The 25,655-nt window shown below is 68.7% G+C and carries 25 protein-coding genes; 10 read left to right on the forward strand and 15 right to left on the reverse strand.

From position 1 onward, the window contains the following. Nucleotide 1 precedes the first annotated feature (1 nt). Entirely contained in the window at nucleotides 2-1,366 is a 1,365-nt protein-coding gene (locus tag AC3WJT_RS12435; RefSeq protein WP_492343440.1) for a PleD family two-component system response regulator, read from the forward strand. Nucleotides 1,367-1,468: 102 nt separating this feature from the next. Next, nucleotides 1,469-1,888, forward strand: a complete 420-nt coding sequence (locus tag AC3WJT_RS12440) for a hypothetical protein (RefSeq protein WP_492343441.1) — start codon at nucleotides 1,469-1,471, stop codon at nucleotides 1,886-1,888. 39 nt (nucleotides 1,889-1,927) lie between these two features. Here the strand turns inward: AC3WJT_RS12440 and rpmG are convergent, their stop codons facing one another. After that, nucleotides 1,928-2,095, reverse strand: coding sequence for a 50S ribosomal protein L33 (gene rpmG / locus AC3WJT_RS12445; protein WP_492343442.1), 168 nt, complete (start codon nucleotides 2,093-2,095; stop codon nucleotides 1,928-1,930). A 100-nt stretch (nucleotides 2,096-2,195) separates the two neighbouring features. Between rpmG and AC3WJT_RS12450 the strand changes: the two genes are divergently transcribed. Further along, on the forward strand, nucleotides 2,196-2,750 hold the full coding sequence (locus tag AC3WJT_RS12450) for a hypothetical protein (RefSeq protein ID WP_492343443.1): 555 nt from the start codon (nucleotides 2,196-2,198) through the stop codon (nucleotides 2,748-2,750). Here the strand turns inward: AC3WJT_RS12450 and AC3WJT_RS12455 are convergent. From AC3WJT_RS12455 to AC3WJT_RS12470, 4 genes are all read right to left on the reverse strand, one after another. Next, on the reverse strand, nucleotides 2,747-3,331 hold the full coding sequence (locus AC3WJT_RS12455; protein ID WP_492343444.1) for an NUDIX hydrolase: 585 nt from the start codon (nucleotides 3,329-3,331) through the stop codon (nucleotides 2,747-2,749). The two genes, AC3WJT_RS12450 and AC3WJT_RS12455, sit on opposite strands and share 4 nt — an antisense overlap. After that, nucleotides 3,328-4,056 carry an NUDIX hydrolase gene (locus AC3WJT_RS12460; protein WP_492343445.1) on the reverse strand — a complete coding sequence of 243 codons (729 nt, stop codon included), beginning with the start codon at nucleotides 4,054-4,056 and terminating at the stop codon, nucleotides 3,328-3,330. The genes AC3WJT_RS12455 and AC3WJT_RS12460 overlap by 4 nt, the downstream gene beginning before the upstream one ends. A gap of 55 nt (nucleotides 4,057-4,111) precedes the next feature. Further along, the gene (locus AC3WJT_RS12465) at nucleotides 4,112-5,125 is read right to left on the reverse strand and encodes a DUF4424 domain-containing protein (RefSeq protein ID WP_492343446.1); all 1,014 of its coding nucleotides are present in this window, start codon (nucleotides 5,123-5,125) and stop codon (nucleotides 4,112-4,114) included. A gap of 114 nt (nucleotides 5,126-5,239) precedes the next feature. Beyond that, nucleotides 5,240-5,950, reverse strand: a complete 711-nt coding sequence (locus tag AC3WJT_RS12470) for an N-formylglutamate amidohydrolase (protein ID WP_492343447.1) — start codon at nucleotides 5,948-5,950, stop codon at nucleotides 5,240-5,242. 74 nt (nucleotides 5,951-6,024) lie between these two features. Here AC3WJT_RS12470 and AC3WJT_RS12475 point away from each other — a divergent pair, with 74 nt between their 5' ends. Together AC3WJT_RS12475 and AC3WJT_RS12480 are read left to right on the forward strand one after the other, a co-directional pair. Then, nucleotides 6,025-6,963, forward strand: coding sequence for a transglutaminase family protein (locus AC3WJT_RS12475; RefSeq protein ID WP_492343448.1), 939 nt, complete (start codon nucleotides 6,025-6,027; stop codon nucleotides 6,961-6,963). A gap of 18 nt (nucleotides 6,964-6,981) precedes the next feature. Beyond that, nucleotides 6,982-7,791 (forward strand): transglutaminase-like domain-containing protein, encoded by an 810-nt coding sequence (locus tag AC3WJT_RS12480; RefSeq protein WP_492343449.1) that lies wholly within the window; start codon nucleotides 6,982-6,984, stop codon nucleotides 7,789-7,791. On the opposite strand, the gene AC3WJT_RS12485 is transcribed toward AC3WJT_RS12480, so the two are convergent. From AC3WJT_RS12485 to topA, 3 genes are all read right to left on the reverse strand, one after another. Next, the gene (locus tag AC3WJT_RS12485) at nucleotides 7,788-8,180 is read right to left on the reverse strand and encodes a VOC family protein (RefSeq protein WP_492343450.1); all 393 of its coding nucleotides are present in this window, start codon (nucleotides 8,178-8,180) and stop codon (nucleotides 7,788-7,790) included. The genes AC3WJT_RS12480 and AC3WJT_RS12485 overlap by 4 nt on opposite strands. Then, nucleotides 8,177-10,477: a ribonuclease R gene (rnr, locus tag AC3WJT_RS12490; RefSeq protein WP_492343451.1), complete on the reverse strand. Its 2,301-nt coding sequence runs from the start codon at nucleotides 10,475-10,477 to the stop codon at nucleotides 8,177-8,179. Before rnr ends, AC3WJT_RS12485 begins: the two co-directional genes overlap by 4 nt. A gap of 151 nt (nucleotides 10,478-10,628) precedes the next feature. Beyond that, nucleotides 10,629-13,298 (reverse strand): type I DNA topoisomerase, encoded by a 2,670-nt coding sequence (topA, locus tag AC3WJT_RS12495; protein WP_492343452.1) that lies wholly within the window; start codon nucleotides 13,296-13,298, stop codon nucleotides 10,629-10,631. A gap of 254 nt (nucleotides 13,299-13,552) precedes the next feature. On the opposite strand from topA, the gene AC3WJT_RS12500 reads away from it, so the two are divergent. After that, a complete protein-coding gene (locus AC3WJT_RS12500; protein ID WP_492343453.1) occupies nucleotides 13,553-14,434 on the forward strand; it encodes a hypothetical protein in 882 nt (293 codons plus the stop codon). Here the strand turns inward: AC3WJT_RS12500 and dprA are convergent. The 5 genes from dprA to AC3WJT_RS12525 all read right to left on the reverse strand — a co-directional run bounded on the left by dprA (nucleotide 14,431) and on the right by AC3WJT_RS12525 (nucleotide 19,549). Then, a complete protein-coding gene (gene dprA, locus AC3WJT_RS12505) occupies nucleotides 14,431-15,516 on the reverse strand; it encodes a DNA-processing protein DprA (RefSeq protein WP_492343454.1) in 1,086 nt (361 codons plus the stop codon). The two genes, AC3WJT_RS12500 and dprA, sit on opposite strands and share 4 nt — an antisense overlap. Beyond that, the gene (gene plsY, locus AC3WJT_RS12510; RefSeq protein WP_492343455.1) at nucleotides 15,513-16,163 is read right to left on the reverse strand and encodes a glycerol-3-phosphate 1-O-acyltransferase PlsY; all 651 of its coding nucleotides are present in this window, start codon (nucleotides 16,161-16,163) and stop codon (nucleotides 15,513-15,515) included. The genes dprA and plsY overlap by 4 nt, the downstream gene beginning before the upstream one ends. Before the next feature lie 109 nt (nucleotides 16,164-16,272). Beyond that, the gene (gene pyrC, locus AC3WJT_RS12515; protein ID WP_492343456.1) at nucleotides 16,273-17,574 is read right to left on the reverse strand and encodes a dihydroorotase; all 1,302 of its coding nucleotides are present in this window, start codon (nucleotides 17,572-17,574) and stop codon (nucleotides 16,273-16,275) included. Continuing rightward, the gene (locus AC3WJT_RS12520; protein WP_492343457.1) at nucleotides 17,574-18,551 is read right to left on the reverse strand and encodes an aspartate carbamoyltransferase catalytic subunit; all 978 of its coding nucleotides are present in this window, start codon (nucleotides 18,549-18,551) and stop codon (nucleotides 17,574-17,576) included. The genes pyrC and AC3WJT_RS12520 overlap by 1 nt, the downstream gene beginning before the upstream one ends. Nucleotides 18,552-18,628: 77 nt before the next feature. Next, nucleotides 18,629-19,549 (reverse strand): AEC family transporter, encoded by a 921-nt coding sequence (locus tag AC3WJT_RS12525; protein ID WP_492343458.1) that lies wholly within the window; start codon nucleotides 19,547-19,549, stop codon nucleotides 18,629-18,631. A gap of 97 nt (nucleotides 19,550-19,646) precedes the next feature. Between AC3WJT_RS12525 and AC3WJT_RS12530 the strand changes: the two genes are divergently transcribed. Next, the gene (locus AC3WJT_RS12530; protein ID WP_492343459.1) at nucleotides 19,647-20,648 is read left to right on the forward strand and encodes an NADP-dependent oxidoreductase; all 1,002 of its coding nucleotides are present in this window, start codon (nucleotides 19,647-19,649) and stop codon (nucleotides 20,646-20,648) included. A 136-nt stretch (nucleotides 20,649-20,784) separates the two neighbouring features. Here AC3WJT_RS12530 and ruvX read toward each other — a convergent pair whose 3' ends face one another. Further along, on the reverse strand, nucleotides 20,785-21,258 hold the full coding sequence (gene ruvX, locus AC3WJT_RS12535; protein WP_492343460.1) for a Holliday junction resolvase RuvX: 474 nt from the start codon (nucleotides 21,256-21,258) through the stop codon (nucleotides 20,785-20,787). Between the two features lie 235 nt (nucleotides 21,259-21,493). On the opposite strand from ruvX, the gene gatC reads away from it, so the two are divergent. From gatC to gatB, 3 genes are read left to right on the forward strand one after another with little or no spacing between them, the layout of a single operon-like run. After that, nucleotides 21,494-21,781 carry an Asp-tRNA(Asn)/Glu-tRNA(Gln) amidotransferase subunit GatC gene (gene gatC / locus AC3WJT_RS12540; RefSeq protein ID WP_492343461.1) on the forward strand — a complete coding sequence of 96 codons (288 nt, stop codon included), beginning with the start codon at nucleotides 21,494-21,496 and terminating at the stop codon, nucleotides 21,779-21,781. Nucleotide 21,782: 1 nt separating this feature from the next. Beyond that, nucleotides 21,783-23,258, forward strand: a complete 1,476-nt coding sequence (gatA, locus tag AC3WJT_RS12545) for an Asp-tRNA(Asn)/Glu-tRNA(Gln) amidotransferase subunit GatA (RefSeq protein ID WP_492343462.1) — start codon at nucleotides 21,783-21,785, stop codon at nucleotides 23,256-23,258. Between the two features lie 2 nt (nucleotides 23,259-23,260). Next, a complete protein-coding gene (gene gatB / locus AC3WJT_RS12550; RefSeq protein WP_492343463.1) occupies nucleotides 23,261-24,751 on the forward strand; it encodes an Asp-tRNA(Asn)/Glu-tRNA(Gln) amidotransferase subunit GatB in 1,491 nt (496 codons plus the stop codon). 90 nt (nucleotides 24,752-24,841) lie between these two features. Here gatB and AC3WJT_RS12555 read toward each other — a convergent pair whose 3' ends face one another. Beyond that, nucleotides 24,842-25,396 (reverse strand): RcnB family protein, encoded by a 555-nt coding sequence (locus AC3WJT_RS12555; RefSeq protein WP_492343464.1) that lies wholly within the window; start codon nucleotides 25,394-25,396, stop codon nucleotides 24,842-24,844. Between the last annotated feature and the right edge of the window lie 259 nt (nucleotides 25,397-25,655).

Below are 25,655 nucleotides of genomic sequence, written 5' to 3' on the forward strand. Positions count from 1 at the left end.
GATGAGCGCGCGGATCCTGGTCGTCGACGACATCGAGGCCAACGTAAAGCTGCTCGAGGCCAAGCTGGCCGCCGAGTATTATGACGTCCTGACCGCCCAGGACGGGCCCACGGCGCTGGCCATCGCGGCGGCGGAAAGTCCGGACATCATTCTGCTCGACGTGATGATGCCGGGCATGGACGGCTTTGCTGTCTGCCGTCGGCTGAAGGACGATCCCGCCACGCGCCACATCCCCGTCGTGCTGGTCACGGCGCTTGACGGCCGTTCGGACCGCATCGAGGGGCTGGAGGCCGGCGCCGACGAATTCCTGACCAAGCCGATTGACGACGTGATGCTGTTCGCCCGTGTGCGGAGCCTGACGCGGCTGAAGCAGGTGATGGACGAACTGCGGGCTCGCGAGGCCTCAGGCCGCCGCATCGGCGTGATCGCCGGGGCAGCCGCCCGGCTGGGCGGAACCGGCGGCCGGGTGCTGGTCGTCGACGACAATGAACGCCAGGCCCAGCGCCTGATGACGGAACTGGCCATCGAGCATCGCCCGGTGATGGAGACGGATCCGGAGAAGGCGCATCTGACCGCGCGCGGCCCGGTCGACCTGATCATCGTCAACGCCACCGCGCGCGCGTTCGACGGCCTGCGCTTCGCTGCGACGATCCGGTCGGACGAGGCGACCCGGCATCTCCCGATCCTCGCCATCGTCGATCCGGACGAGCGCCACCGTCTGGTCAAGGCGCTGGAGATCGGCGTCAACGACCTGCTGACAAAGCCGCTCGACCCGCAGGAGATGGCCGCACGCGCGCGAACCCAGATCCGCCGCAAGCGCTACACCGACTTCCTGCGCGACAATCTCGATCATTCGCTGGAACTGGCGGTCACCGACCAGCTCACCGGGCTGCACAATCGACGCTACATGGAAGGCCAGCTCGGCGCGCTCGTGAAGCGGGCGACCCATGGCGGCGATCCGGTTTCGGCGCTGATGATCGACATCGACCACTTCAAGAAGATCAACGACAACTTCGGCCACGATATCGGCGATGAAGTGCTGCGCGAGTTCGCCGTGCGCCTGGCGTCCAACGTCCGGGCGATTGATCTGCCGTGCCGCTACGGCGGGGAGGAGTTCACGGTGATCATGCCGGGCGCGCGTCTCGATGATGCGCAGCGGGTGGCGGAGAGAATCCGTCTGCACGTCGCGGGATCGCCGTTCCGGGTGGCTGGCGGGCGAGAGTTGCTGACGGTGACGATCTCGGTCGGTGTCGCCACGACCCTTGGCGAATCGGACACCCCGGACCTGTTGCTGAAGCGGGCCGACGAGGCGGTTTACGAGGCCAAGGCCGCCGGTCGGAACCGTGTGATCTCCCGCGCCGCGTGATTTCCACAGAAATTATCGTTTCAATTCCCAAAATGAGCCAGCTGCTCGCTGGTAGGTTGGAAACCGTCTGCTATGCCTAGTTGTGTCGGGGAGGCGACACACATGGTTTGGCGGAAGCTATCGATCCCCATGGCCTGTGGGCTGGGGCCGTTGATCATTTTGGCGCTGGTGCTGCGGAACTGGCACGGCTGGGCTTCTCCGCCGTTCTGGCTTGATGATCTGTCCGCCGGACTGCTCATTCTTTCCGCTGCGATCTACGCCTATCGCGACCAGAGCAGCCTGAGGGGGCGGCTCGTCACCGGGGCCTTCGGTCTGTCCGTCGCGGTCATGTGGGGCGCGATGTTCGAGGTGTCCGCCGGTCTCCATTCCAAACCCGAGGAGTGGAGCGCCCTCCCGAGCGTGGCCCAGTTCCTGACGGTCGTCACCTTCCTGCTGTCGCTGATCGGCCTGGTGGTCAGCCTGCCCAGCGCGCGTCAGCCGATGCTCGGCACCCGGCCTGAAAAGCCGAAAGCCCGGCGCTAGGGCCGGGCTTTCTTCAACGCATACAAAGGACTGGAAGATCTATTTGATCTTGCCTTCCTTGAATTCGACATGCTTGCGGATGACCGGGTCGTACTTCTTCAGCACGAGCTTTTCGGTCATGGTGCGGGCGTTCTTCTTGGCGACGTAGAAGAAGCCGGTGTCCGCCGAGGAGTTCAGGCGGATCTTGATTGAAGCCGGTTTGGCCATCGTGGGAATCCTTGGGTAGCCGCGAGGGCCGAAACTGAGAGGCGCGGAACATACTCAGGTGCGACTGGAAGTCAACGCCCCCGCCGTCTAGCCTGGGGGCATGACCTTCAGACCTCTCGCCATTCTGGCCGCCCTGTTCCTTTCAGCCTGCGCCTCAACGCCCGCGCAGTCGCCGCCGGACGCCTTCTTCGCACGGCTCCAGGCGCTCTGCGGCCAGAGCTTCGCCGGCCGCGTAACTAGCACCGATCCGCTCGACGCGGACTTTGCCGGCAAGCCGCTGGTGATGCGGGTTCAGACCTGCACGCCGGACGAGGTGCGCATTCCCTTCAGCGTGGGCGAGGACCGCTCCCGCACCTGGGTGATCACCCGCACCGATGCCGGGCTTCGGCTGAAGCATGATCACCGCCACAGCGACGGGACCGAGGACACCCTGTCGCAGTACGGCGGCGACACCGGCACGGCCGGCACGGCCGCCCGCCAGGACTTTCCGGCCGACGCCTTCAGCCGCACCCTGTTCCTGGGCAAGGGCAATCCGGCGTCGGTGAGCAATGTCTGGGCCGTTGAGGTGCATCCGGGCCGGATGTTCGCCTACGAGCTGCGGCGGCCGAACCGGCATTTCCGCGTCGAGTTCGATCTGACGCGGCCACTGCCCTAGTCCAGGGGGCGCACCCGCGTGGTTCCGGCGCGATAGGTCATCAGGAACGGCGCGCCCTCGACCTGTAGCGTGCGAAGCACCGCCTCGGTGATGTCGAATAGCGGCAGCCGCAGGGAATCGTCGAGCGAACGCCAGGCCAGATTGGCCAGTTCATGGCTGTCCGCGGCCTCGCCGCCGGCCAGATCGGCGTCCACCGCGAAGAACCGGGCGTGGAAGCGCACCGGGCTGTTGGTCGGGGTGATCGCCCGCGCGGCCAGGGTCAGGGGGCCGTGATCCTGCGGCAGGATCAGCCCGGTCTCTTCCTCGGTTTCGCGCAGGGCCGCGCTGGCCAGGGCCGCGGCGAGCCGCGCGTCGGCTCCGGTGCGCCGCACGCAGTCCGGCGACAGGCCGCTGGCGACCGGCCGGTCATAGTCGGCCGCGTCGACCCGTCCGCCGGGAAAGACGAACACGTCCGGGGCGAAGCGCGACTTGGCGGGGCGCTGGCCCATCAGCACGGTCAGGCCGCCCGCGCTGCGGCGCAGGAGGATCAGGCTGGCGGCGTGGCGGGGCCGTACCGGCCGGGGAGGTGCGGGGGGCGTCACAGGTGCTCCAGGCGGCGCGCGCCGTTGATGAACCGCATGAACGGGATCGGACGGGCGCCGGTCGCCAGCCGCTCGGCGATCTCGGCCACGACGAACCGCGTGATGTTGGGAAGGTCGAGCGCCAGGGCCTCGTCCAGGTCGACCCATTCGATCTCGTCCAGCTCGCCACAGTCCGGACGCCGCTCCAGGCTGAGCAGGGCGTCCGCCTCGGCCATGAAGAAGCGCGCGTCGAACCGGCGCGGCCGGTAGGGCGGCGTGATGGCGCGGGCGACGTAGTCCAGCGCCGCCAGGTCGGGCAGGGCGCCGGCCTCGAGGAACTCGCGCCAGCCGCCGGTTCCGGGACGGGGCGGGGCGGCCTTCGCCAGAAGCAGCCCGGCTTCCTCGAACGTTTCGCGGATGGCGGCCAGCGCGAGGGCGCGCGGCAACTGCGGGCTGGCGTGACGGGCGGTCATGGCCAGCTTGGTCTCGACCTCGGGCGACAGCTCCGTGGCCGAGGGCGCGGTGAAATCGCCGCGGTCGATCCGTCCGCCCGGAAACACCCATTTGTCGGGCATGAAGGCGTGGCCGCGATTGCGTCGGCCCATGAGCAGGCGCGGCTTCTTCGCGTCGCGGCGGACGATGATCAGGGTGGCGGCATGGCGCGGCTTCACCGACTTCTGGCCGGCGTCGCGCATGGCGCCGTCGCTGCGGGGATCGTAGTTGGGGTCGAGAACAGGTCCGGTCATGGCGTCAGGATAAGACGCTCCGCGCGAAGCGAAAGCGTGACCCGGCGTCACCCCCTCATTCGTCGGGCAGGCCGTGCGGCCGGAGCAACAGGATGTAGAGGTCCTGTTCCGGGCGCCAGTTGGTCTTGCGCACCTCGAACCGGGTGGGGCTGATCTTCTTCACGCCGCTGGCGCAGAAGCTGACCAGATTGCGGACGTCGCCCTTGTCGATCACCAAGCGGAAGTCGCCGATCGGCTTCGCCCAGTTCGCCCCCGTCTTGAGCACATAGGCGATGCGCCGTTCGGTGTAGCCCATGGGCGCCGCGCCACGCGCGCCTGCCCGGACACCGGCGACGAAGCTGTCGTCGATGCAGTACCGTTGCCGCATCTCGCGCGCGTAGTCGTCCGTCGACCAGTCCGCAGACCCGACCATGGTGTCGACGCTGCCGCCGACGGCGGGGCGATAGCGGTGCTCGACCACCACCTCTGTTCCGGCCGGGAAGGTCTGTTCCCAGTGGAAGGTTGTTTTGAGTATCCAGGCGGGGGTCAGGTGTTTCTCCCAGCCCTTGCCCTGGTCGAACTCCTCCGGCGTGACGAGGCCCAGCCGCATGGCCTCTTCCTGGGCGGCGCGGGGCAGGGCGTCGAGCCGGGCGCCGACCCCGTCGAGATGAAGCGCGAGGGGAATGCCGTGAGCCTTGAGCCAGGCGGTCTGGTCCACGCCGTTTGCGATCGCCCGCTGCTCCACCGTCATGGCGACCGGCCTGCCGTCGACCGTCGTGCGGAAGTCCAGAATGTTGGCCGGATCCTCGCGATCCGGGATCGCGGTGTCCGACTCGAAGAAATACTCGCCGCCGATGTCCGGCATCGGGAAGGCCACGCGCGTGGTCACGGGCGCGCCGGAGGTATTGACGAACACGTAGCGGACCTGGACGGCCTCGGCGGAGATGAACAGGTCCTCGGACCGCATCTCGATGGCCTCGGTCTTCGTCAGCACCAGCCCGCCGGCGGCCAACTCGGCCGTCGAGTCGTTGGCCAGCGCCGGCAGGGCCAGCGTCGCGGTCAGGGCAAGGGCGAGAACGGTCTTCTTCATGACGGGCCTCCGGTCCGGGAGGCTAGCATAGCCGCGGAGACATGCACTTCAGTACGTGTCCCCTGTTTCGGGGAGGGGTTCGGGGACACGTACTGAAGTACATGTCCCCACCGTTCAGCCCAGCGCCTGCCCCAGCAGCCGTGCGACGAACGCCGCCGCTTCCGCCTGCCCCGCCGCCTCCGCAATCAGGTCCTGGCGGATTTCCAGTTCAAGGTAGTCCAGACCGCGCGCGTCTGCGTGCAGCGGGATGGTGTTGTCCCGTCCGTCCATGGCGTAGGGCTCGTTGTCGCCCGCCGCATCGCCCAGTTCTGCCCGCAGCAGCGCGAGGACGCGGTCTGACAGGGGCGAGTCGCCCCGATGCAGCACGCCGTAGCGCCACGGCCGGACGAACCCCTGCATCACCGGCGTGAAGCTGTGCAGCGAGACCAGCAGCGTCTTCTGGCCCCTGGCCGACCGCTCATCCAGTAGCGCGGCGATCGCCGCCTGGTAGGGGGCGTAGATCGCCGTCTTGCGCGCGACGAGATCCGCCGTTGAAAGGCCGGCGTTGCCGGGGATCGCGATCCCGTCGCTGACCGCCGGCGCCAGGTCCGGAGCGTCCGGCTTGCGGTTGCAGTCGATCACCAGCCGGGAGTAGCGCTGCTGCACGAACGGGGCGTCGAGCAGCGGCGACAACCGGGCGCCGACCCTGCTGACGCCGATGTCCCAGGCGATATGCAGGTCCATGGCCGCCGGCGGCACGCCCAGATCGCCGAGCGCGGCCGGGATCGCCCGTCCGGCATGGTCGCCCAGCAACACAAACGGCGAAAGTCCGCCCGGATTCGTCACATCGACCGGGGGCGGATCGTCGCGCCCCCATAACGGGTTCGACGCGGGCGTTGAATCGGCGCAACCCTCGGACAATGCCGATCCTCTCGATCCGTCATCTGACCCGGTACCGATACCGCAATCCCGTAGCACTCGGCGAGCATCGTATGATGTTCCGGCCGCGCGAGAGCTACGATCAGCGATTGCTGGCCTGTGACCTGACGATCAGCCCTGTTCCGGCCCGCCAACGCTTCCTGCAGGACGTGTTCGGCAACTGTGTCGGCGTCGTCGACTTCAACGGGCGCGCGTCGGAGCTGGTGTTCGAGAGCTTCGTTCGCCTCGAGCACACGCCTCTGCCGGCCTTCGCCGACATGGACGGCGAGATCGAGGTCTATACGGGGGCGATGCCGTTCGCCTACAGCCCAGAGGACCTGCCCGACCTGCTGTCGTCGATGGAGCGGCTGCACCCCGATCCGGACGGGCTGGTGGACGCCTGGGCGCAGCGGTTCGTGCATCCGTCGGGCAAGACCAAGCTGCAGACCCTGCTCAGCGAGATGACCCAGGCGATCTACGCCGACTTTCGCTACAACACCCGCCTCGAGGGCGGCGCGCAGTCGCCGGTCGAGACCCTGACCCTGGGCACGGGGAGCTGCCGGGATTTCGCCGTGCTGATGATCGAGGCCGTGCGCAGCCTGGGGCTCGCGGCGCGCTTCGTCTCGGGCTATATCTACAGTCCCCATATCGGGCCGACCTTGCCGGGTCGGGTCGGGGGCGGTCACACCCATGCCTGGGTCCGGGTCTATCTGCCCGCCTGTGGCTGGGTCGAGTTTGATCCGACCAACGGCATCGTCGGCAATGCGGATCTGGTGCGGGTGGCGATCGCCCGCGATCCGCGCCAGGCGACGCCGTTGCACGGAACCTGGGCCGGAAGTCCCGGCGACTATCTCGGGATGGATGTCGAGGTCGAGGTCCGTCCGGAGTTCGACCCGACCGCGCAACTTTCACCGCCGTGGACCGTTGGCATGGCCAGTTAATCAGGGATTTCAGCCGTCATGCGCATCCATACCGGGTTTGAGGTCATCTACGACTGCCCCGAACCCGTCCCGATGATGCTGATGCTGAGCGTGCATCCCTCGCGGCGCGACGATCTGGAAACCCCCGACTGGTTGCGGACCGATCCGATGGCCGACGTCCGCCAGTACATCGACGGCTTCGGCAACATCTGCAGTCGCGTGCTGGCCCCGGCGGGCCGGTCCACGCTGTCGGCGGACTTCATCATCCGCGACACAGGCCTGGTCGACGACCATGCGCCGGACGCCATCCAGATCGCCGCGCACAACCTGCCGGACGAGGTGCTGATGTATCTGCTGGGCAGCCGCTACTGCGAGACCGACCGCCTGAGCGACATCGCCTGGGAGCTGTTCGGGTCGACGCCACTCGGCTGGGCGCGCGTGCAGGCGATCGTCGACTACGTCCACAACCACATCGCCTTCGGCTACGAGCACGCGCGCGTCACCAAGGGCGCCTGGGACGCCTGGGAGGAGGGGCGGGGCGTCTGCCGCGATTACGCCCACCTGGCCATCGCCTTCTGCCGCTGCATGAACATTCCGGCGCGCTACTGCACCGGATATCTGCCGGATATCGGCGTGCCGCCGGTAGGGGTGATGGACTTCGCCGCCTGGATGGAAGTCTGGCTGGGCGATCGCTGGTACACCTTCGACGCCCGCAACAATCAACCCCGCATCGGCCGCATCCTCATCGCACGCGGCCGCGACGCCACCGACGTCGCCATCGCCAACACCTTCGGCCGCGCGGAGCTGGTCGGGTTCACGGTGAAGGCGAAGGAGCTCGCTGAGGGCTAGGCTGACCGCGCCTTCGCGGTTTCCGCCCCCAGGTAGTTCAGCTCGATGGTGATCCCGTTGGGGTCCTGCAGGAACAGCTGGCGGATCGGCGCGCCCGGCACGCCGATCTCGCGGAACTCCACGCCGAGCCCCGTCAGCCGCGCCTTCGCGGCCTCAAGATCGGGAATGGCGAACGCCACATGGTTCAGCGTCGCCTGGTCCGAGCCGACGCCCTGCGCCGGTCGGCCCATCAGATGCACCACCGGCTTGTCGCCGGCGTAGAGCCAGTGCCCGTCGAACGGAAAGTCCGGCCGCCAGCGCTCGGTCAGCCCCATGACATCGCGCCAGAAGTCGCGCGTCTGCGTCAGCAGCGGCGTTGCGATGTTGATGTGGTCAAGGTCGCGGATCATCGCCGCTTGCCCTTCCGCACGCCCTTCGGCGTTCCGCCGCGCTTGGGGCCGCCTCTGCCCGGGTCCATCTTTCGACGGATGCCGAGGCGCAGGCGGGGCGCGTTAGGATCGGCCGGCATCGGCTCGCTGAGCATCGAGAACAGCAGGCCACCGGTGACCGGCGTCGCCTCGCGCAGGCGGACCTCCACCGGCATGCCCAGCGGCCAGCGCGCACCCGTCCGCTCACCGACCAGCGCATGGGTGCGGTCGTCGTGGACGAAGAACTCGTCACCCAGCGAGGAGACCGGGATCAGGCCGTCCGCACCGGTGTCGGTCAGCCGGATGAACAGGCCGAACCGGGTCACGCCGGTGATCCGGCCGTGGAAGTCGCTGCCGACCTGGTCCGCCAGGAAGGCGGCCACATAGCGGTCCGTCGCGTCTCGTTCAGCGGCCATGGCGCGCCGTTCGGCGAAGGTGATCCGCTCGGCGGTGTCCTTCATCTGCTTGACGTCCTGGTCGGTCAGACCGTCGGTCCCCAGGCCCAGCGCCCGGATCAGCCCGCGGTGCACCACCAGGTCGGCATAGCGCCGGATCGGGCTGGTGAAGTGGGCGTAGCGCTGCAGGTTCAGGCCGAAGTGGCCGATGTTGTCCGGATTGTACTGGGCCTGCATTTGGGTGCGCAGGACCACCTCATTGACGATGTCGGCGTGCGGGCCCTCGCGGGTCTCGACCAGCAGCTTGTTGAACCTGTCCGTGCGCGGCGCCTCGCCCTTGGCCCAGGGGATCTCCAGCGTCGCCAGGAAGTCGGTCAGCGCCATCATCTTCTCCGGCGATGGCGTGTCGTGGATCCGGTAGATCAGCGGCGTCTTCTTCTGCTCCAGGGTCTCGGCGGCGCAGACGTTCGCCTGGACCATCATCTCCTCGATCAGCCGGTGCGCCTCGAGCGACGCGCGCTTGGTGATCGAGGCGACTTCGCCCTCGGCCGAGATGATAATCCGGCGTTCATCGCTCTCGATGCCCAGCGGCGAACGCGAGAGGCGGCCCTTGAGCATGCAGTGATAGGCCGCCCACAGCGGGCGCAGGATGCCCTCGACGATGGTCCCGGTCTTGTCGTCCGGGTTGCCGTCGATGGCCATCTGGGCCTGCTCGTAGGAGAGCTTGGCCGCCGAGCGCATCAGGCCGCGCACGAAGCGGTGGCTGACCTTGCGCCCGTCCTTGTTGAACACCATCCGCACAGCCATGGTCGCGCGGTTCTCGCCCTCGCGCAGACTGCAGAGGCCGTTGCTCAGCACCTCCGGCAGCATCGCCTCGACCCGGTCCGGGAAGTAAACGCTGTTGGACTTGTCGCGGGCGACGATATCGAGCGCCGTTCCGGGCCGCACGTAGGCGGCGACATCGGCGATGGCCACCCAGACGATCCAGCCGCCGGCGTTCTTCGCCTCGGGATCGGGATGGGCGAAGACCGCGTCGTCGTGGTCGCGGGCGTCGGCGGGATCGATGGTGATGAACGGCAGATCGCGCAGGTCCTCGCGACCCTGCAGCGTCGGCGGCTGAGCAGCCTCGGCCTCGGCTTCGGCCTCGGGGCTGAACCCGGTCGGGATGCCGTGGCTGTGGATCGCGATCAGGGAAGCGGCGCGGGGCTCATCCTCGCGACCGACGCGCTCGACCAGCTTTCCGTGCTTGGGGCCGTAGCGTTGCTGCTGCGCGCCGACCGTGGCCAGCACCAGGTCCCCGTCCTTCAGCTTTTCGCCGTCGGCGAAGGACAGCACCAGGCTCTCCTTCGACTTGCGGTCCACCGGTTCTACGCGGACCTCGCGGTTCGACTTGCGAATGACGCCGAGGATGCGGTGCGCGCTCTGGCCCAGCTTCTTGATCAGCCGGGCTTCGTACTCGCCGGTCTCAAGCCGGTCGAAGTGGACCAGCACCCGGTCGCCCATGCCCGGCGCGCCGATCACGGCCTCGCCGCGGGCGGGGGCCAGCCGGGCCAGCGGCGCGTCCTCGCCGGCCTTGACCAGGCGTACGTAGAGATCGCCGTCCGGATCGCGCTCGACCACATCGGCGACGCCCACCGGGGGCAGGGCGCCGGCCTCGGCGAAGCCCTTGCGGCCGCGCTTGCCCAGCGCGCCCTCGTCTTCCAGCTTGCGCAGCATGTCGCGCAGGGCGCGTCGACCTTCGCCCTTGAGCCCGAAGGCCCGGGCGATGTCGCCCTTGTCCTGTTCGCCGGCGGTGCGCAGGTATTTGATCAGGGTGTCACGGTCCGGCAGCCCCGGCGGCGGGCGCTGGGTCTTCGGCGGTTTGGGCGGGGGAGGCTTGGCCATGAGGCGGAGATATCACAACAGAGCGTCATCGTCGGACTTGTTCCGACGCCCCATGAACACCTGATTCTGCCCCGGGATGCGTCGTCGCCAGCGAGCGTTAGGCAGACGGCGAGCGCATGGGTCCTCGGGACAAGCCCGAGGATGACGGCCGTTATTCGGCGGGCGCCTTGGCCTTCGCCGCCGGTTTCTTCTTCGCCGGAGCCTTCTTTTTCGCCTTCACGGTATTGGCCGTCAGCGGGTCGGGCTTCTTCGGGGCAGCCGCCTTCTTAGGCGCGGCCTTCTTCACCGGCTTCTTGCCGCCGCCCTTGGCGACGCGCTCGGCGATCAGGCCGATGGCTTCCTCAAGGGTGATTTCCAGCGGATCCCGCCCGCGCGGGACGTTGGCGTTGGTCGACCCGTGCTTGATGTAGGGACCAAAGCGCCCGTTGAGGATCTTGATCGCCTGGCCGTCCTCGGGATGGGCGCCCAGCTCCTTCAGCGCGGCGGCGGCGGTGCGGCCGCCCTTTCCGCCCGCGCGCTTTTCGGCGAGCACGGCGACGGCGCGGTTGAGACCGACGTCGAAGACCTCATCGGCGCTCTCGAGGTTGGCGTAGGTCCCCTCGTGCAGCACGAACGGTCCGTAGCGGCCGATCCCGGCGACGATCACCTTGCCGTCTTCGGGATGCTTGCCGACCTCGCGGGGGAGGTCGAGCAGGCGCAGGGCCTTGTCGATGTCCATGGACGCCGGCGGCCAGCCCTTGGGCAGGCTCGAGCGTTTGGGCTTGTCGCCCTCGGCCGGGGTTTCCTCGACGTAATGGCCGAAGCGGCCGTTCTTGAGCCAGACGGTCTGGCTGGACTTCGGGTTGATGCCCAGCTCGCGGTCGCCCTCGGCGGCCTCGCCGTCGCCGTCAGGCTGGGCGATCGGGCGGGTGAAGCGGCATTCGGGGTAGTTCGAGCAGCCGATGAAGGCGCCGAACTTGCCGGTCTTGAGGCTCAGCTGGCCGACATTGCAGGTCGGGCAGAGGCGCGGGTCGGACCCGTCTTCCTTGGCCGGGAAGATGTGCGGACCGAGCGCCACGTTCAGGGCGTCCAGCACGTTGGTCACGCGCAGCTCGGCGATCTCGCCGACGGCCGCGTGGAAGTCCTTCCAGAAGTCGCGGAGGAACTGTTTCCAGTCGAGCTTGCCGTCGGAGACCAGGTCGAGCTTCTCTTCCAGCGCGGCGGTGAAGTCGTATTCCACGTAGCGCTTGAAGAACTCCTCGAGGAAGGCCGTGACCAGCCGGCCCTTGTCCTCGGGAATGAAGCGGTTCTTGTCCATCCGGACATAGGCGCGGTCGCGCAGCACGGTCAGGATCGAGGCGTAGGTCGAGGGCCGGCCGATGCCGAGCTCTTCCATCCGCTTGACGAGGCTGGCTTCGGAGAAGCGCGGGGGCGGTTCGGTGAAGTGCTGGTCGGCGCGGGCGGCGATCACCCGGGCGTCGGCGCCCTCGTTGATCACCGGCAGCTTGCCGGCGAAGTCAGCGTCCTCGCCGGCGGCCGGGGCGGTCTGGTCGGGATCGTCGCGACCTTCTTCATAGACGGCGAGATAGCCGGGGAACTGAACCACCTGGCCGGTGGCGCGCAGGGCGGTCTGGCCGTCGCTGCCTTCCAGTTCGACGGCGGTCCGCTCGATCCGGGCGGCTTCCATCTGCGAGGCGATCATCCGCTTCCAGATCAGCTCGTAGAGCCGGCCCATGTCGCTTTCGAGCTTCAGCTTGCCCGGGTTGCGCTCCAGCGAGGTCGGACGGATCGCTTCGTGCGCTTCCTGGGTGTTCTTGGCCTTGGTCTTGTAGAGGCGCGGGGACTCCGGAACGTAGTCCTTGCCGTACAGGCCGCCGATGACCCGGCGGGCCTCGTCGAGGGCCTCGGGCGCCGACTGGACGCCGTCGGTCCGCATGTAGGTGATCAGGCCGGTGGTCTCGCCGCCGATGTCGACGCCTTCATACAGTTTCTGCGCCGCCTGCATGGTCCGCTGGGCCGAGAAGCCGAGCTTGCGCGAGGCTTCCTGTTGCAGGGTCGAGGTGGTGAAGGGCGGCGGCGGCGTGCGCCGGGCCGGCTTCTTCTCGACCGAGGCGACCTTGAAGCTGCAGGCCTGCACCGCCGCGCGCGCTCCGCCGGCGAGGGCTTCGGTATTGAGATCGAACTTCGAGAGCTTCTTGCCTTCGTGCTTGACCAGGCGGGCCAGGAAGGGCTCCGCGCCGGCCGAGACATCCGCCTCGACGGTCCAGTACTCCTGGGTCCGGAAGCGCTCGATCTCCAGTTCGCGATCGACGATCAGCCGCAGGGCGACGGACTGGACCCGCCCGGCCGAGCGCGAACCCGGCAGCTTGCGCCAGAGCACGGGCGAGAGGGTGAAGCCGACCAGATAGTCGAGGGCGCGGCGGGCCAGGTAGGCCTCGACCAGCTCCATGTCGATCTCGCGCGGGTTGGCGATGGCTTCCAGCACGGCGGTCTTGGTGATGGCGTTGAAAGTGGCCCGGCGGACGGTGACGTCCTTGAGCGCCTTCTTCTTGCTGAGCACCTCGAGCAGGTGCCAGCTGATGGCTTCGCCCTCGCGGTCGGGGTCGGTGGCCAGGAACAGGGTGTCGGCGCCCTTCAGGGCGTCGGCGATGTCGCTCAGGCGCTTGGCCGATTTGGCGTCGACTTCCCAGCTCATCGAGAAATCGTCGTCCGGCTTCACCGACCCGTCCTTCGACGGCAGGTCGCGCACGTGGCCGTACGAGGCGAGAACCTTGTAGTCCGACCCGAGGTACTTGTTGATGGTCTTGGCCTTGGCCGGACTCTCGACGACGACGACGTGCATGCGGTCTCAATGACGGAGGAGCGGGAGGTTCGCCCTTGAAGCGAGCGCGGAAAGTGGGCGCGGGGCAGGGGCAATGTCAACGCAGGGCGTGGAAGTCAAAGGATTCCGCGCCACGATGTCGCCCTCCTGCGCCCCTCCGGCCATAGAACCGGCCAACTGTGACGCCAAACACAGGACGCTCGCGGGCGTTCGCGTCTGGCCCCTGAGCGTGTAATCAGGTTCGAACTGAATCGCCTCGCCGTGCGGAAAGCAGCATGCAGCCACCCCGCAAGACTGACCCGACCAACCCGTTCGCCCGACGCACGCCGTGGGGCGTCGCAAAACCCGCGCCGTTCAAGCTGGGCCTTGGCCCGGCGTCGATGGGCGGCGTCAAGGCGTCGGGCCAGTCAGCGCCGGAGCCCGAGCCCGAGCCGCAGGGCCCGAAGCTGGCGCCGCCGCCGCCGAAGATGGGCGCGGGAATTCTCGGCAGCTCTCCGCTCATCCCGAAGGCGGCGCGGAAGGCGCGCCCCGCGGCCACGCCGCTCGGCGTGCCGATCAAGCCGGCCGGGCAGGGCAGCGCCCTGGCGAGACCCGCCCCGTCCGATGCGCCGCCGCCCGACCTCGAGCAACTGGCCAGCCGACTGCGCGAGCCCGCGGCCCCGATCGGTCGGCGTCTGCTGATTGGCGGCGTCGCGCTGGGGGTCATCGCGCTGATCGCCGCCGCGGCGGTCGTGCTGTCGGAGCGGAACGCGCAGCTTGAAGCCGCGACGCCCGTGGCGGACTCCGCCACCCCGCCGGATCTAGCACCCTCGGCCGCCGAAGCGACGGCGGCGGCGGACGCTGCCGCCCGCACTGCCGCCGAGCCTGTGGCCGAAGAAGCCGCCGCGGACGCTCTGCCGACGGCGCCGATCTATCGGGCGGAACCACCGGCAGGGACCGCGCGGGTCGCCGCCGCGCCCCGGACGACGGCATCGCCGACGCCGACGCCGACCCCGACCCCGACAGTGGCGGCGCCGGTCCTGCCGCCGCCTGCGCCGGTCAACCTGCCGCCGGTCGTGGAAGCGCCGCCGGCGCCCAGGCCCGCGCCGCCGCCGGCCGTGGTCCGTCCGCCGGTCGATCCGGATGCACCGATCGTGCTGCGCCGGGGCGAGGACTAGGGCTCGCCTCGGGCCACCGTTCCGCCTGGCCCGAACTCGGCCAGCCCGGCCAGCGACAGTTCCACCAGCGCCGCAAACACTGCGGGCGCCGGCGCGCCGGCGGCGCGCACCAGGTCATCGATCGTGACCGGCGTGGGCGACAGCAGGCCTTCGACCCGCTCGCGCAGGCCGTCCGGCGACGGGGCGACGGGGCCGATCCAGCGTCGCCGCTCCCGTTCCCGCAGGCCGCCCAGACCTTCCAGCGTCCGCAGTACGTCCTCGGCGCCCTCGCAGACGGTGGCCCCCTGACGCAACAGGTCGTTGGTCCCGCGCGCCCTGGGGTCCAACGGCGAGCCCGGCACGGCGAGCACCTCGCGCCCCTGTTCGGCCGCCAGCCGTGCGGTGATCAGGGATCCGGACTTCAGTTCGGCCTCGACCACCACGACCGCCAGCGAGAGGCCGCTGATCAGGCGGTTGCGGCGGGGAAAGTCGCGGGCCTGGGCGCGATGATCGGGCGGGCTCTCGGAGATGACGGCCCCGGCTGCGGCGATGCGGGCATGCAGGTCGGCATGCTCCGGCGGATAGATGTCGCCGACGCCGCCTCCCAGCACGGCCACTGTGCCGGTGGGCAGCGAGCCTTCGTGCGCGGCGCCGTCGATGCCCCGGGCGAGGCCTGACACGATCATCTTCCCGGTTTGGCCCAACTCGGCGGCGAGGGTCCGGGCGAACCGCTGACCGGCGGCGGAGGCGACCCGGGCGCCGACAATGGCGACGGCCTGGCGGGTCAGCATGCCGGCGTCGCCGAGCACCCAGATCAGCGGCGGCGGCGGATCGAGCGCCGCCAGCAGCGGCGGAAAGGCGGGGTCGGCGCCGCAGATCAGCCGGGCGCCCAGCCGATCGCCTGCCTCAAGCTCCCGCTCGGCTTCGGCCCGGGTGGGGATATCCACAGAGCGCCGGGCCAGGTCGGGCAGGGCGTCCACGGCGGCTGAGGCCGAGCCGCAACGCTGCAACAGATGTTCGAAGGCCACCGGTCCGACATTCGGGGTTCTGGCAAGACGCAGCCAGGCGACCCGTTCGACGTCGGACAGCAGCCCCGCCGTCACGCGTCAGGGGACGGGGGTGCGGCCTCCGCCTTCTTTGCGCCGATCTTCGGCTCCTCGCCCTTGAGCAGGCGGCGGATGTTCTCATGGTGGCGGATGAAGATGAGCACGGCCATGACGGCGGCCAGCACGACGATGGGTCGGGGCGCATCCACCGCGAAGGCGAACAGGGGCGCCAGCGCGGCTGCCGTCAAGGCCGCCAGCGACGACATCCGGAACAGGAAGGCCATGGCGATCCAGGTCACGGCGGCCAGTGCCCCCACCGGGAAGAAGGCCGACAGCAGAACGCCGTAGAAGGTGGCCACGCCCTTGCCGCCGTTGAACTTCAGCCAGACCGGGAACAGGTGGCCGACGAAGGCGCTGCCGCCGGCCAGCGCGACCATGGCGGGGCTGCCGTTCGTCAGCAGATGCGCCAGAAGCACCGCCAGGGCGCCCTTGCCGGCGTCGCCGACCAGGGTGATGGCCGCCAGGTCCTTGCGCCCGGATCGCAGCACATTGGTCGCGCCGATGTTGCCCGAACCGATCTTGCGGATGTCGCCCGCGCCGCCGAGGCGCGTGGCGATCAGGCCGAACGGGATCGACCCCAAAAGGTAGCCCCCCACGACGACCAGGCCGATGGTCAGCCAGACTGCGCTCGCCAGAGATTCCATAGTCGCCCCCAATACACGGTATGGTTGTTGTTGTCTTGTGGTTTGACGCTAACGCGCGTCGCGGGTTGCTCGCAATCCTCCCCCGCGACGCAGGGGTGCGGCTGAGACCTTACTCGGCCGCCCGGAACACGACCTTGCCCGCGACCACGGTCCGCAGGACCTGGCCCTGCAGTCTCCGGCCGTCGAATGGAGAGTTCTTGGATTTCGAGGCCAGTCGGTCGGCGTCGATGATCACCGGCGCGCCGAGGTCGCACAGCACGAGGTCAGCCGGCGCGCCCGGGGTCAGGCGGCCGCTGGAGAGGCCAAGGAACCGCGCCGGCGCCAGGGTGACGGCCCTGATCAGGTCCAGCAGCGGCGCGCGGCCGTCGTGATGGAGCGCCAGCAGAGCCGGCAGCAGGGTTTCGAGCCCGACGCCGCCGGGCGCGGCCTCGTCAAACGGCAGGCGCTTGTCTTCGGCGGGCGCCGGGGTGTGCGCCGAGACGACGATGTCCACCAGGCCGGACGCCAGCGCCTCGATCAGCGCCTGCCGGTCGTCCTCGCTGCGCAAGGGCGGAACCAGCTTGGCGAAGGTGCGGTAGTCGCCGATGTCCAGTTCGTTGAAGCTCAGGTGGTTGATCGAGGCGGTGGCCGTCACCTTCACGCCGCGCGCTTTCGCCCGGGCCAGGGCCTCGAGCGCGCCGGCGCTGGTGATCTGGTCGACCAGCAGGTGGGCTCCGGTCAGTTCGGCCAGCGCCAGATCCCGCTCCAGCCCGATCCGCTCGGCCATCACAGGGCCGGAGGGCAGGCCGAGACGACCGGCGAACTCGCCCTCGGTCGCCGCCGCGCCCTTTGTCAGCCAGGGATCTACCGGCCGATGGGCGACGGCCATGTCGAAGGTCTTGGCATAGGCCATGACGCGGCGCAGGACGCGGCTGTCGACCACGGCATGGTCCACGTCGGTGACGTAGACGCAGCCGGCCTCGCGCATCAGGCCGATCTCGGCGATCTGCTCGCCCCTGAGGCCCTTGGTCGCGGCGCCGGCGCAGAGGATGCGGGCGGCTTCGATGTCGCGGGCCCGGCGCAGGATGAAGTCGACCACCGAGGGATCGTCGACGGCCGGGTCGGTGTCGGGCTGGACGACGAAGCTGGTGACCCCGCCCGCTGCGGCGGCCTGGGCGGCCGAGCGGAGGGTTTCTCGGGTTTCGGCGCCGGGCTCGCCGGTCTTGACCCGCAGGTCGATCAGACCGGGAGCCAGCAGGTGCCCGCCGCAGTCGATGACCTGAACATCACCGGACAGGCCGCTGAAATCCTTGCCTTTCGAGACGTCTGCGATGGTTCCGCCCGCGACCACGAGCGCGCCGGGGCCGTCATGTCCGCTCTCCGGGTCGAGCAGCCGGGCGTTCTGGAAGGCGAGGGGGCGGGGCCGGGCCATCAGCTGTTGTCCAGCCGGGCGGCGAGCGAGGCCAGCACGGCCATCCGGGCGGCGACGCCCATCTCGACCTGGTCCTGGATCAGGCTGACCGCCGGGTCGTCTGCCACGTCGGAGTCGATCTCCACGCCGCGGTTCATCGGGCCGGGATGCATGACCTTCACCCCGTCGCTGGCGGCCTTAAGCTTCTCGCGGTCGAGGCCCCAGAAGCGGAAATACTCGCGGGTCGAGGGGACCAGCGCCCCCTGCATGCGCTCGAGCTGAAGGCGCAGCATCATCACCACATCCGCGCCGGCGATGCCCTTTTCGAGGTCGTGATAAACGGTCGCGCCCCAGTGTTCGGCCCCGGCCGGCATCAGGGTCGGCGGGCCGACGAGGCGAACTTCCGCGCCGAGGATATTGAGAAGATTGACGTTTGAGCGCGCGACGCGGCTGTGCATCACGTCGCCGCAGATCGCCACCGTCAGCCCGGCGACATGGCCGAACGCCCGGCGCATGGACAGGGCGTCGAGCAGCGCCTGGGTCGGATGTTCGTGCTGGCCGTCGCCGGCATTGATCACGCTGCAGCCGACCTTCTGCGACAGCAGGGCCGCGGCGCCGGACGAGGCGTGCCGCACGACCAGCAGGTCCGGCTGCATGGCGTTCAGCGTCACCGCCGTGTCGATCAGGGTCTCGCCCTTGGCCACGGAGCTCGTCTTGACGCTCATGTTCATGACGTCGGCGCCGAGCCGCTTGCCGGCCAGCTCGAAACTGGCCTGGGTGCGGGTCGAATTCTCGAAGAACAGGTTCATCAAGGTGCGACCCTTGAGCAGGTCGAGCTTCTTGGTGGTTTGCCGGTTCAGCGCCACGAAACCGTCCGCCAGGTCGAGCAGCTGCTGCGCCTCGACGACGTTCACATCCATGGCGGAGAGAAAATGACGGCGGGGGAATGGGAAGGTCCGTGCGCGGACCTCATCGATACCCGGGGCGAAAGCCGTCATAAGCCGTGGTCATAGGCGAAGGCGCAGATTCCGCCAACCGGAATCCCTCTCCCTTTGGGTGAATGATTCTGGAGGTGTCAGTTTACGTGGAAGACCACCAGCAGCAGCGGGATGGTCACCAGGCTGGCGGCGGTGGTGAAGGCGACGATGCCGGCCATCAGCGGGGCGTCGCCGCCCATCTGGCGCGCCAGCACGTAGGAAGCGGCTGCGCCCGGGGTCGACCCGACCAGCAGGGCCACGCCTTGGGCGGTCTCGTCGCCGCCCGCCAGCCGACAGAGCCCCCACATCATGACGGGCAAAACCAGCAGTTTCACCGCGCTGATTGAGGCGATCAGCCAGCGGCGGCTGTGGAGGTAGGCGAAGCTCAAGCCCGCGCCGGCGACCACCAGCCCCATGGTCAGGGCGGCGTCCGACAGCAGGTCGAGCCCGCTCATGACCACCGGCAGTTTCGGAACATGCAGAAGGTTGAACAGCGCGCCGATGCCGCAGCCCCACAAGACAGGGTTCCGGGCGAGGCCGAGCAAGGCCGTGCGCAGCCCGCCGCCCTGGCCCTCGCCCCATTTGCTCAGGACCAGCACGCAGATCACATTGATGACCGGGATCAGCGCGCCCATCGTCATCGCGCCCAGGCCCGCACCTTCGGGCCCGAACACGAGCGCCGCCAGCGGCAGGAAGACGAAGGTGTTCCAGCGCAGGCTGCCCTGGAACATGCTGGTGTAGCTGGCGTCCGATACCCGCAGGACCGGCCTGATCGCCAGCAGCCCGAGCGAGACCAGGATGATCGTCCCGACCGTCGCAATTCCAAGTGGCCCGGCCGACAGACTGCTGAAGTCCGCCTTCCAGACCGCGGGCATCAGAAAGCCCGGATAGAAGACGAAGTAGGTTAGCCGCTCGATCGGCGGCCAGCCGGCCTCCGGGATGAACTTCGAGGCCTTCAGGCCCCAGCCCAGGGCGATCATGGCGAAGACGGGGAGGACCCCGAGGAGGATGGCGCTCATGGCGGTGCTGGGTAGCGGGCGAGGGGCGCGCTGTCGACGCATGACAAGCCCGCCCGGCTCATGTTGAGTGCGATCAACGAACAGAGGAAACGCCGCCATGACCGCTAATCGCCAGATCGTGCTCGCGCAACTGCCCGGAGGCGACCACCTGGGCCCGCAGCACTTCACCCTGAACACCGCGCAGGTCGGAACGCCGGGCGAGGGCGAGGTCCTGCTAAAAATTCGATACGTCAGCCTCGACGCCGCCAACCGCGCCTGGATGCAGGGCGCGACCTATCGTGCGGCCATCGAGGCCGGCGACGTGATGGCCGGCGGGGCGCTGGCGGAGGTGGTCGAGTCGAAGGCGGCGCACCTGGCGCCCGGCGACCTCGTGTTCGCCGACACCGGCTGGCAGGAGTATGCGGTGCTGCCGGCCAAACGGCTGGCGAAGATCCCGCGGATGGAGCCGCTGACCCATCTGCTCAGCGTCTATGGCGTGGCCGGCCTGACCGCCTATCACGGCCTGCTGGAGTGCGGCGCGCCGAAGGCCGGGGAGACAGTTGTGGTCTCGGCCGCCGCCGGGTCGGTCGGCTCGATCGTCGGCCAGATCGCGAAGATCAAGGGCTGCCGGGTGATCGGCATCGCCGGCGGCAAGGCCAAGGGCCAGTTGCTGGTGGACGAACTCGGGTTCGACGCGGTCATCGACTACAAGGCCGAGAACGTCCGCAAGGCCCTGCGCGCAGCGGCGCCGGACGGCGTGGACGTCTATTTCGACAACACCGGCGGCGACATTCTGGAAGCGGCCCTGTTCAACATGAACACCCACGGCCGCATCGCCTGCTGCGGCGCGGTCTCGCAGTACGACGGCGCCGCCCCGCCGCATGGCCCGCGCGGCGTCCCCGGCCTGGTCGTCACCAAACGCCTGACCATGCGTGGCTTCATTGTCAGCGACTTCGCGGCGAACGACGCCCCGGCGCTGAAGGACCTGCAGGGCTGGGTGGCGGACGGATCGCTGAAGGTCCGCGAGGACGTGCTGGAGGGGCTCGAGAGCCTGCCGGGGGCGCTTGTGGGGCTGCTGGCCGGGGAGAATGTCGGCAAGCGGATGGTGCGGGTGGCGTAGCGCACCCTTACCGTTTATCCCGGCGAAGGCCGGGACCCAGGCGTTTTTGGTTGGCCGGCCGCGGCCCGAGTGTTCGCGAAAAACCTGGGTCCCGGCCTTCGCCGGGATGAGCGGAATAATTTGCGAAGGCTTTCGGCTAGCCCGCCGCGTTCCGCAATCGCTCCAGCGCGCCCTGGAGGATCCACGCAGCCGCCATCTTGTCGACCACCTCGGCGCGGCGCTTGCGGTTGACGTCGTGCTCGTCGATCAGCACCCGGGTCACGGCCGCCGTCGACAGGCGCTCGTCCCAGAAGGCGATCGGGATGTCCTTCAGCCGCAGCAGGTTGCGCGCCAGAGCCCGGTTGGACTGGGCGCGGGCGCCCTCGGTGCCGTCCATGTTCATCGGCAGGCCGATGACGATGCCGACCGCGCCGCGGCTCTCCATCAGCTGGAACAGCCGCGCGGCGTCCTTGGTGAACTGCACCTTCTCGATGGTCTCCAGCGGGCTGGCGACGGTGCGGGTGACGTCCGAGACCGCCACGCCGATGGTCTTCTCGCCGGGATCCAGCCCCACGATCGGCGCATAGGCGGGCAGGGCGGCGGGCAGGTCGAGGATGTCGAGGATGGGCATGCGCCCTCTATTACCGACTTCGCGGCTGCCCACCTACTGTCATCCCGGACGGCGGAGCCGATCCGGGACCCAGATTCGGCCTGGATTCAATCTGAGTCCCGGATAGCCGCTGCGCGGCTTCCGGGATGACAATGTTGGGGCATTGGGCTTCCGCAATGAGCCTGATGGGGCCGAATGGCTTGCTTTTTGGGTGCGGTGGCGGCTAACCCGCACGTTCGAAACAAAGGAGGCCACGATGGCCATCGACGCCGCGACCGTCCGCAAGGTCGCCCGGCTCGCCCGCATCGCCGAACCGGAGGCGCGACTGGAGTCGCTGGCCTCCGAGCTCAACGGCATCATCGCGTGGATCGAGCAGCTCAATGAGGTCGACACCGACGGTGTCGAGCCGATGACCTCGGCCGTCGCCATGGCCGCACCGCTGCGCGAGGACGTGGTCACCGACGGCGGCGACGCCGCCCGCGTTCTGGCCAATGCGCCCAAGTCTGTCGACGGGTTCTTCGTGGTGCCGAAGGTGGTCGAATAGCATGTCCGAGCTTACCGCCCTCACGCTGAAGGCCGCCCTCGAAGGCCTGAAGAGCAAGTCGTTCTCCGCGACCGAAATCACCAAGGCGCACATCGCCGCCGTGGAAGCCGCGCGGCCGCTGAACGCCTTCATCCTCGAGACGCCCGACAAGGCGCTGGAGATGGCCGCCGCCTCCGACGCGCGTATCGCCAGGGGCGAGGCGGGGCCGCTGGAAGGCGCGCCGCTGGGTATCAAGGATCTGTTCTGCACGGAGGGCGTCCGCTCGACGGCGGCCTCAAAGATCCTCGGCAACTTCATCCCGCAGTACGAATCCACCGTCACCGCCAACCTGTTCGGCGACGGTGCGGTGATGCTCGGCAAGCTGAACCTCGACGAGTTCGCCATGGGCTCGTCGAACGAGACCAGCGCGTTCGGCAATGTCGTCAACCCGTGGAAGTCCGCCGCGGGCGGCAACCGCGCCCTGACCCCCGGCGGCTCGTCGGGCGGCTCGGCGGCGGCGGTCGCGGCCGACATCTGCCTGGGCGCCACGGCGACCGACACGGGCGGCTCGATCCGCCAGCCCGCGGCCTTCACCGGCACCGTCGGCATCAAGCCGACCTACGGCCTCTGCTCGCGCTGGGGCATCGTCGCCTTCGCCAGCTCGCTCGACCAGGCCGGGCCGATCGCCAAGACCGTCGAGGATGCGGCCATCCTGCTGACCAGCATGGCCGGCCATGACCCGAAGGACTCCACCAGCCTCAACGTCGAGATCCCCGACTACGCCCCGTTCGTCGGCAAGTCGGTCAAGGGCCTGCGCGTCGGCGTGCCCAAGGAGTACCGCGTCGACGGCATGCCGGCCGAGATCGAGAAGCTCTGGCAGGACGGCATCGACTGGCTGAAGGACGCCGGCGCGGAGATCGTCGAGGTCTCGCTGCCGCATACCAAATACGCCCTGCCGGCCTACTACATCGTCGCCCCGGCCGAGGCCTCTTCGAACCTCGCGCGCTATGACGGCATGCGCTTTGGCCATCGCGGCGAGGGCAAGAGCCTCACGGAGGTCTACGAGAACAGTCGGGCTGAAGGCTTCGGCGACGAGGTCAAGCGCCGCATCCTGATCGGCACCTATGTGCTGAGCGCCGGCTACTACGACGCCTATTACCTGAAGGCCCAGAAGGTCCGCCGGCGCATCGCCGACGACTTCGACCAGGCCTGGCAGACCTGCGACGTGCTGCTGACCCCGACGGCCCCGTCGGCGGCCTTCGCGCTCGGCGAGCGCAACGCCGACCCGATCGCCATGTATCTCAATGACGTCTTCACGGTGACGACCAACCTGGCCGGCCTGCCGTCGATCAGCGTGCCGGCCGGCCTCGACGCCGGCGGCCTGCCGCTCGGCCTGCAGGTCATCGGCAAGGCGCTGGACGAAGGTACGGTGTTCTCGGTCGCCGGCGCGCTGGAAAAGGCCGCCGCCTTCCGGGGCAAGGCGGAGAAGTGGTGGTAGCGATGACTGAACCCACAATCCTCAAGGGTCGCACCGGCGACTGGGAAATCGTGCTCGGGCTGGAGGTCCACGCCCAGGTCGCCAGCAATTCCAAGCTGTTCAGCGGCGCGGCCGTCGGCTTCGGCGCGGGTCCCAACGAGCAGGTCAGCCTGGTCGACGCGGCCATGCCCGGCATGCTGCCTGTGCTCAACAAATACTGCGTCGAGCAGGCCGTCCGCACGGGCCTCGGCCTCAAGGCGCAGATCAATCTGAAGAGCACCTTTGACCGGAAGAACTACTTCTACCCGGACTTGCCGCAGGGCTATCAGATCAGCCAGTTCAAATCGCCGATCGTCGGCGAGGGCGTGGTGCATGTGGACCGTGACGACGGCTCCAGCTTCGACGTGCGCATCGAGCGGCTGCACCTCGAACAGGATGCCGGCAAGTCGATCCATGACCTGTCGCCGAGCGAAACCTACGTCGACCTGAACCGGTCCGGCACGGCGCTGATGGAGATCGTCAGCAAGCCGGACATGCGCTCGCCGGAAGACGCGGCCGCCTACGTCAAGAAACTGCGCGCGATCCTGATCACGCTCGGCACCTGCGACGGCGACATGGAGAAGGGCAACCTGCGCGCCGACGTGAACGTCTCGGTCTGCCGCGTCGGCCAGTACGCCAAGTACCAGGCCACCCAGGACTTCAGCCATCTGGGCACGCGCTGCGAGATCAAGAACGTCAACAGCTACCGGTTCATCCAGCAGGCCATCAACCATGAGGCCCGTCGCCAGATGGAGATCCTCGAGGACGGCGGCGTGGTCGATCAGGAAACGCGCCTGTACGACCCGACGAAGAACGAGACCCGCTCCATGCGGTCCAAGGAAGAGGCGCACGACTACCGCTACTTCCCTGACCCCGACCTGCTGCCGCTTGTGCTCGACCCGGCCTGGGTCAAGGCCATCGAGGCCTCGCTTCCCGAACTGCCGGACGCCAAGAAGGCGCGGCTGATGAGCGCCTATGGTCTGTCGGCCTATGACGCCACGGTGCTGACCTCGGACGGCGACGTGGCCGGCTATTTCGAGGAGGCCGCCAAGGGGCGTGACGCCAAGCTGACGGCCAACTGGGTGCTCAACGACCTGCTGGGCCGCCTCGGCAAGGACGGGCTGGAGATCAAGGATTCGCCGATCGCGGCGGCCGACATCGCCGCCCTTGTCGCCCTGATCGAGGACGGCACCATCTCGGGCAAGATCGCCCGCACGGTGTTCGAACACATGTGGGCCGGCGAGGGCGCGCCCTCGGCCATCGTCGAGAAGCACGGTCTGGTGCAGATCACCGACACCGGCGCCATCGAGGCGGCGGTCGATGCCCTGATCGCGGCCAACCCCGACAAGGCCGAGGCGGTGAAGGAAAAGCCCCAGGCCATCGGCTGGTTCGTTGGTCAGGTGATGAAGGAGACCGGCGGCAAGGCCAACCCGGCCGCCGTCAACGAGATCCTGAAGGCCAAGCTCGGGCTCTAGCGCTCTCCTGCGCCACGTGGTGGGAGATGTGAACGAAAACCGCCCCGGAGATCGCTCTCCGGGGCGGCGTTCGTCTGGCGGTGATCAGGCCTAGTGGTTGATGATCACGTCGAGGATCAGGCCTGTGGCCACGGCGGCGAGCAGGAAGTCATCGCCCGACCGGTACCAGTAGTAGCCGCGCGGGGGCGGGCGCAGGCGATAGCGACCGTAGTCGTAGACCACATAGCCGCGATCCCGGTAGCTGGGCGGCAGGTAGGCGCCGCGACGCCAGGCGTTGTAGCCCGGATAGTAGCCCGGGCGGCCGTAGTAGGCGGCCGGCGGCGGGCCATAGTACCAGCGGTTGTTGTAGTAGTAGCCGTTGTGATGGCCGCGGTCCCAGCGGGTGCGGCTGTCCCAGCGGCGGTCGCGGCGGTCGTCGCGACGATCATACCGGCCGTCGCGGCGGTCCCAGCGATCATCCCGCCGCTCGTCGCGGCGGTCCCAGCGGTCGTCACGACGTTCATCGCGACGGTCCCAACGGTCGTCTCGCCGCTCGTCGCGGCGGTCGTAACGGCCGCGGTCCTGAGCGGCCGCATCGGTCGCAGCAAGGGCCAGGGGGCCGGCGACCGACGCCATGGCGGCGATGGTCAGAAACAGACGCTTCATGGAAGTGCCTCCTTACGAAATCGATGCGGCCCGTGGGTCGCGTGGGGTCCCTCGACTGGCCCCGACGATGAATCAGGGAGCCTGAACCCCACCTGAACGGCCCGGTCAGGAATGGCGTTCCGCACGCCGGCGTTAAGGGTTCGCAGAGGCCTTCTTAACCCGCCGGAGACACTGCTTTACGACCAGTAACGCGGGTGAACAAATCCTGTATTCCGCCTTGAATACAAAGGAATTGCGCGATTAACCCTATGTTCAGGCG

It is taken from the genome of Caulobacter sp. FW305-C-30-S16 (assembly GCF_058783025.1).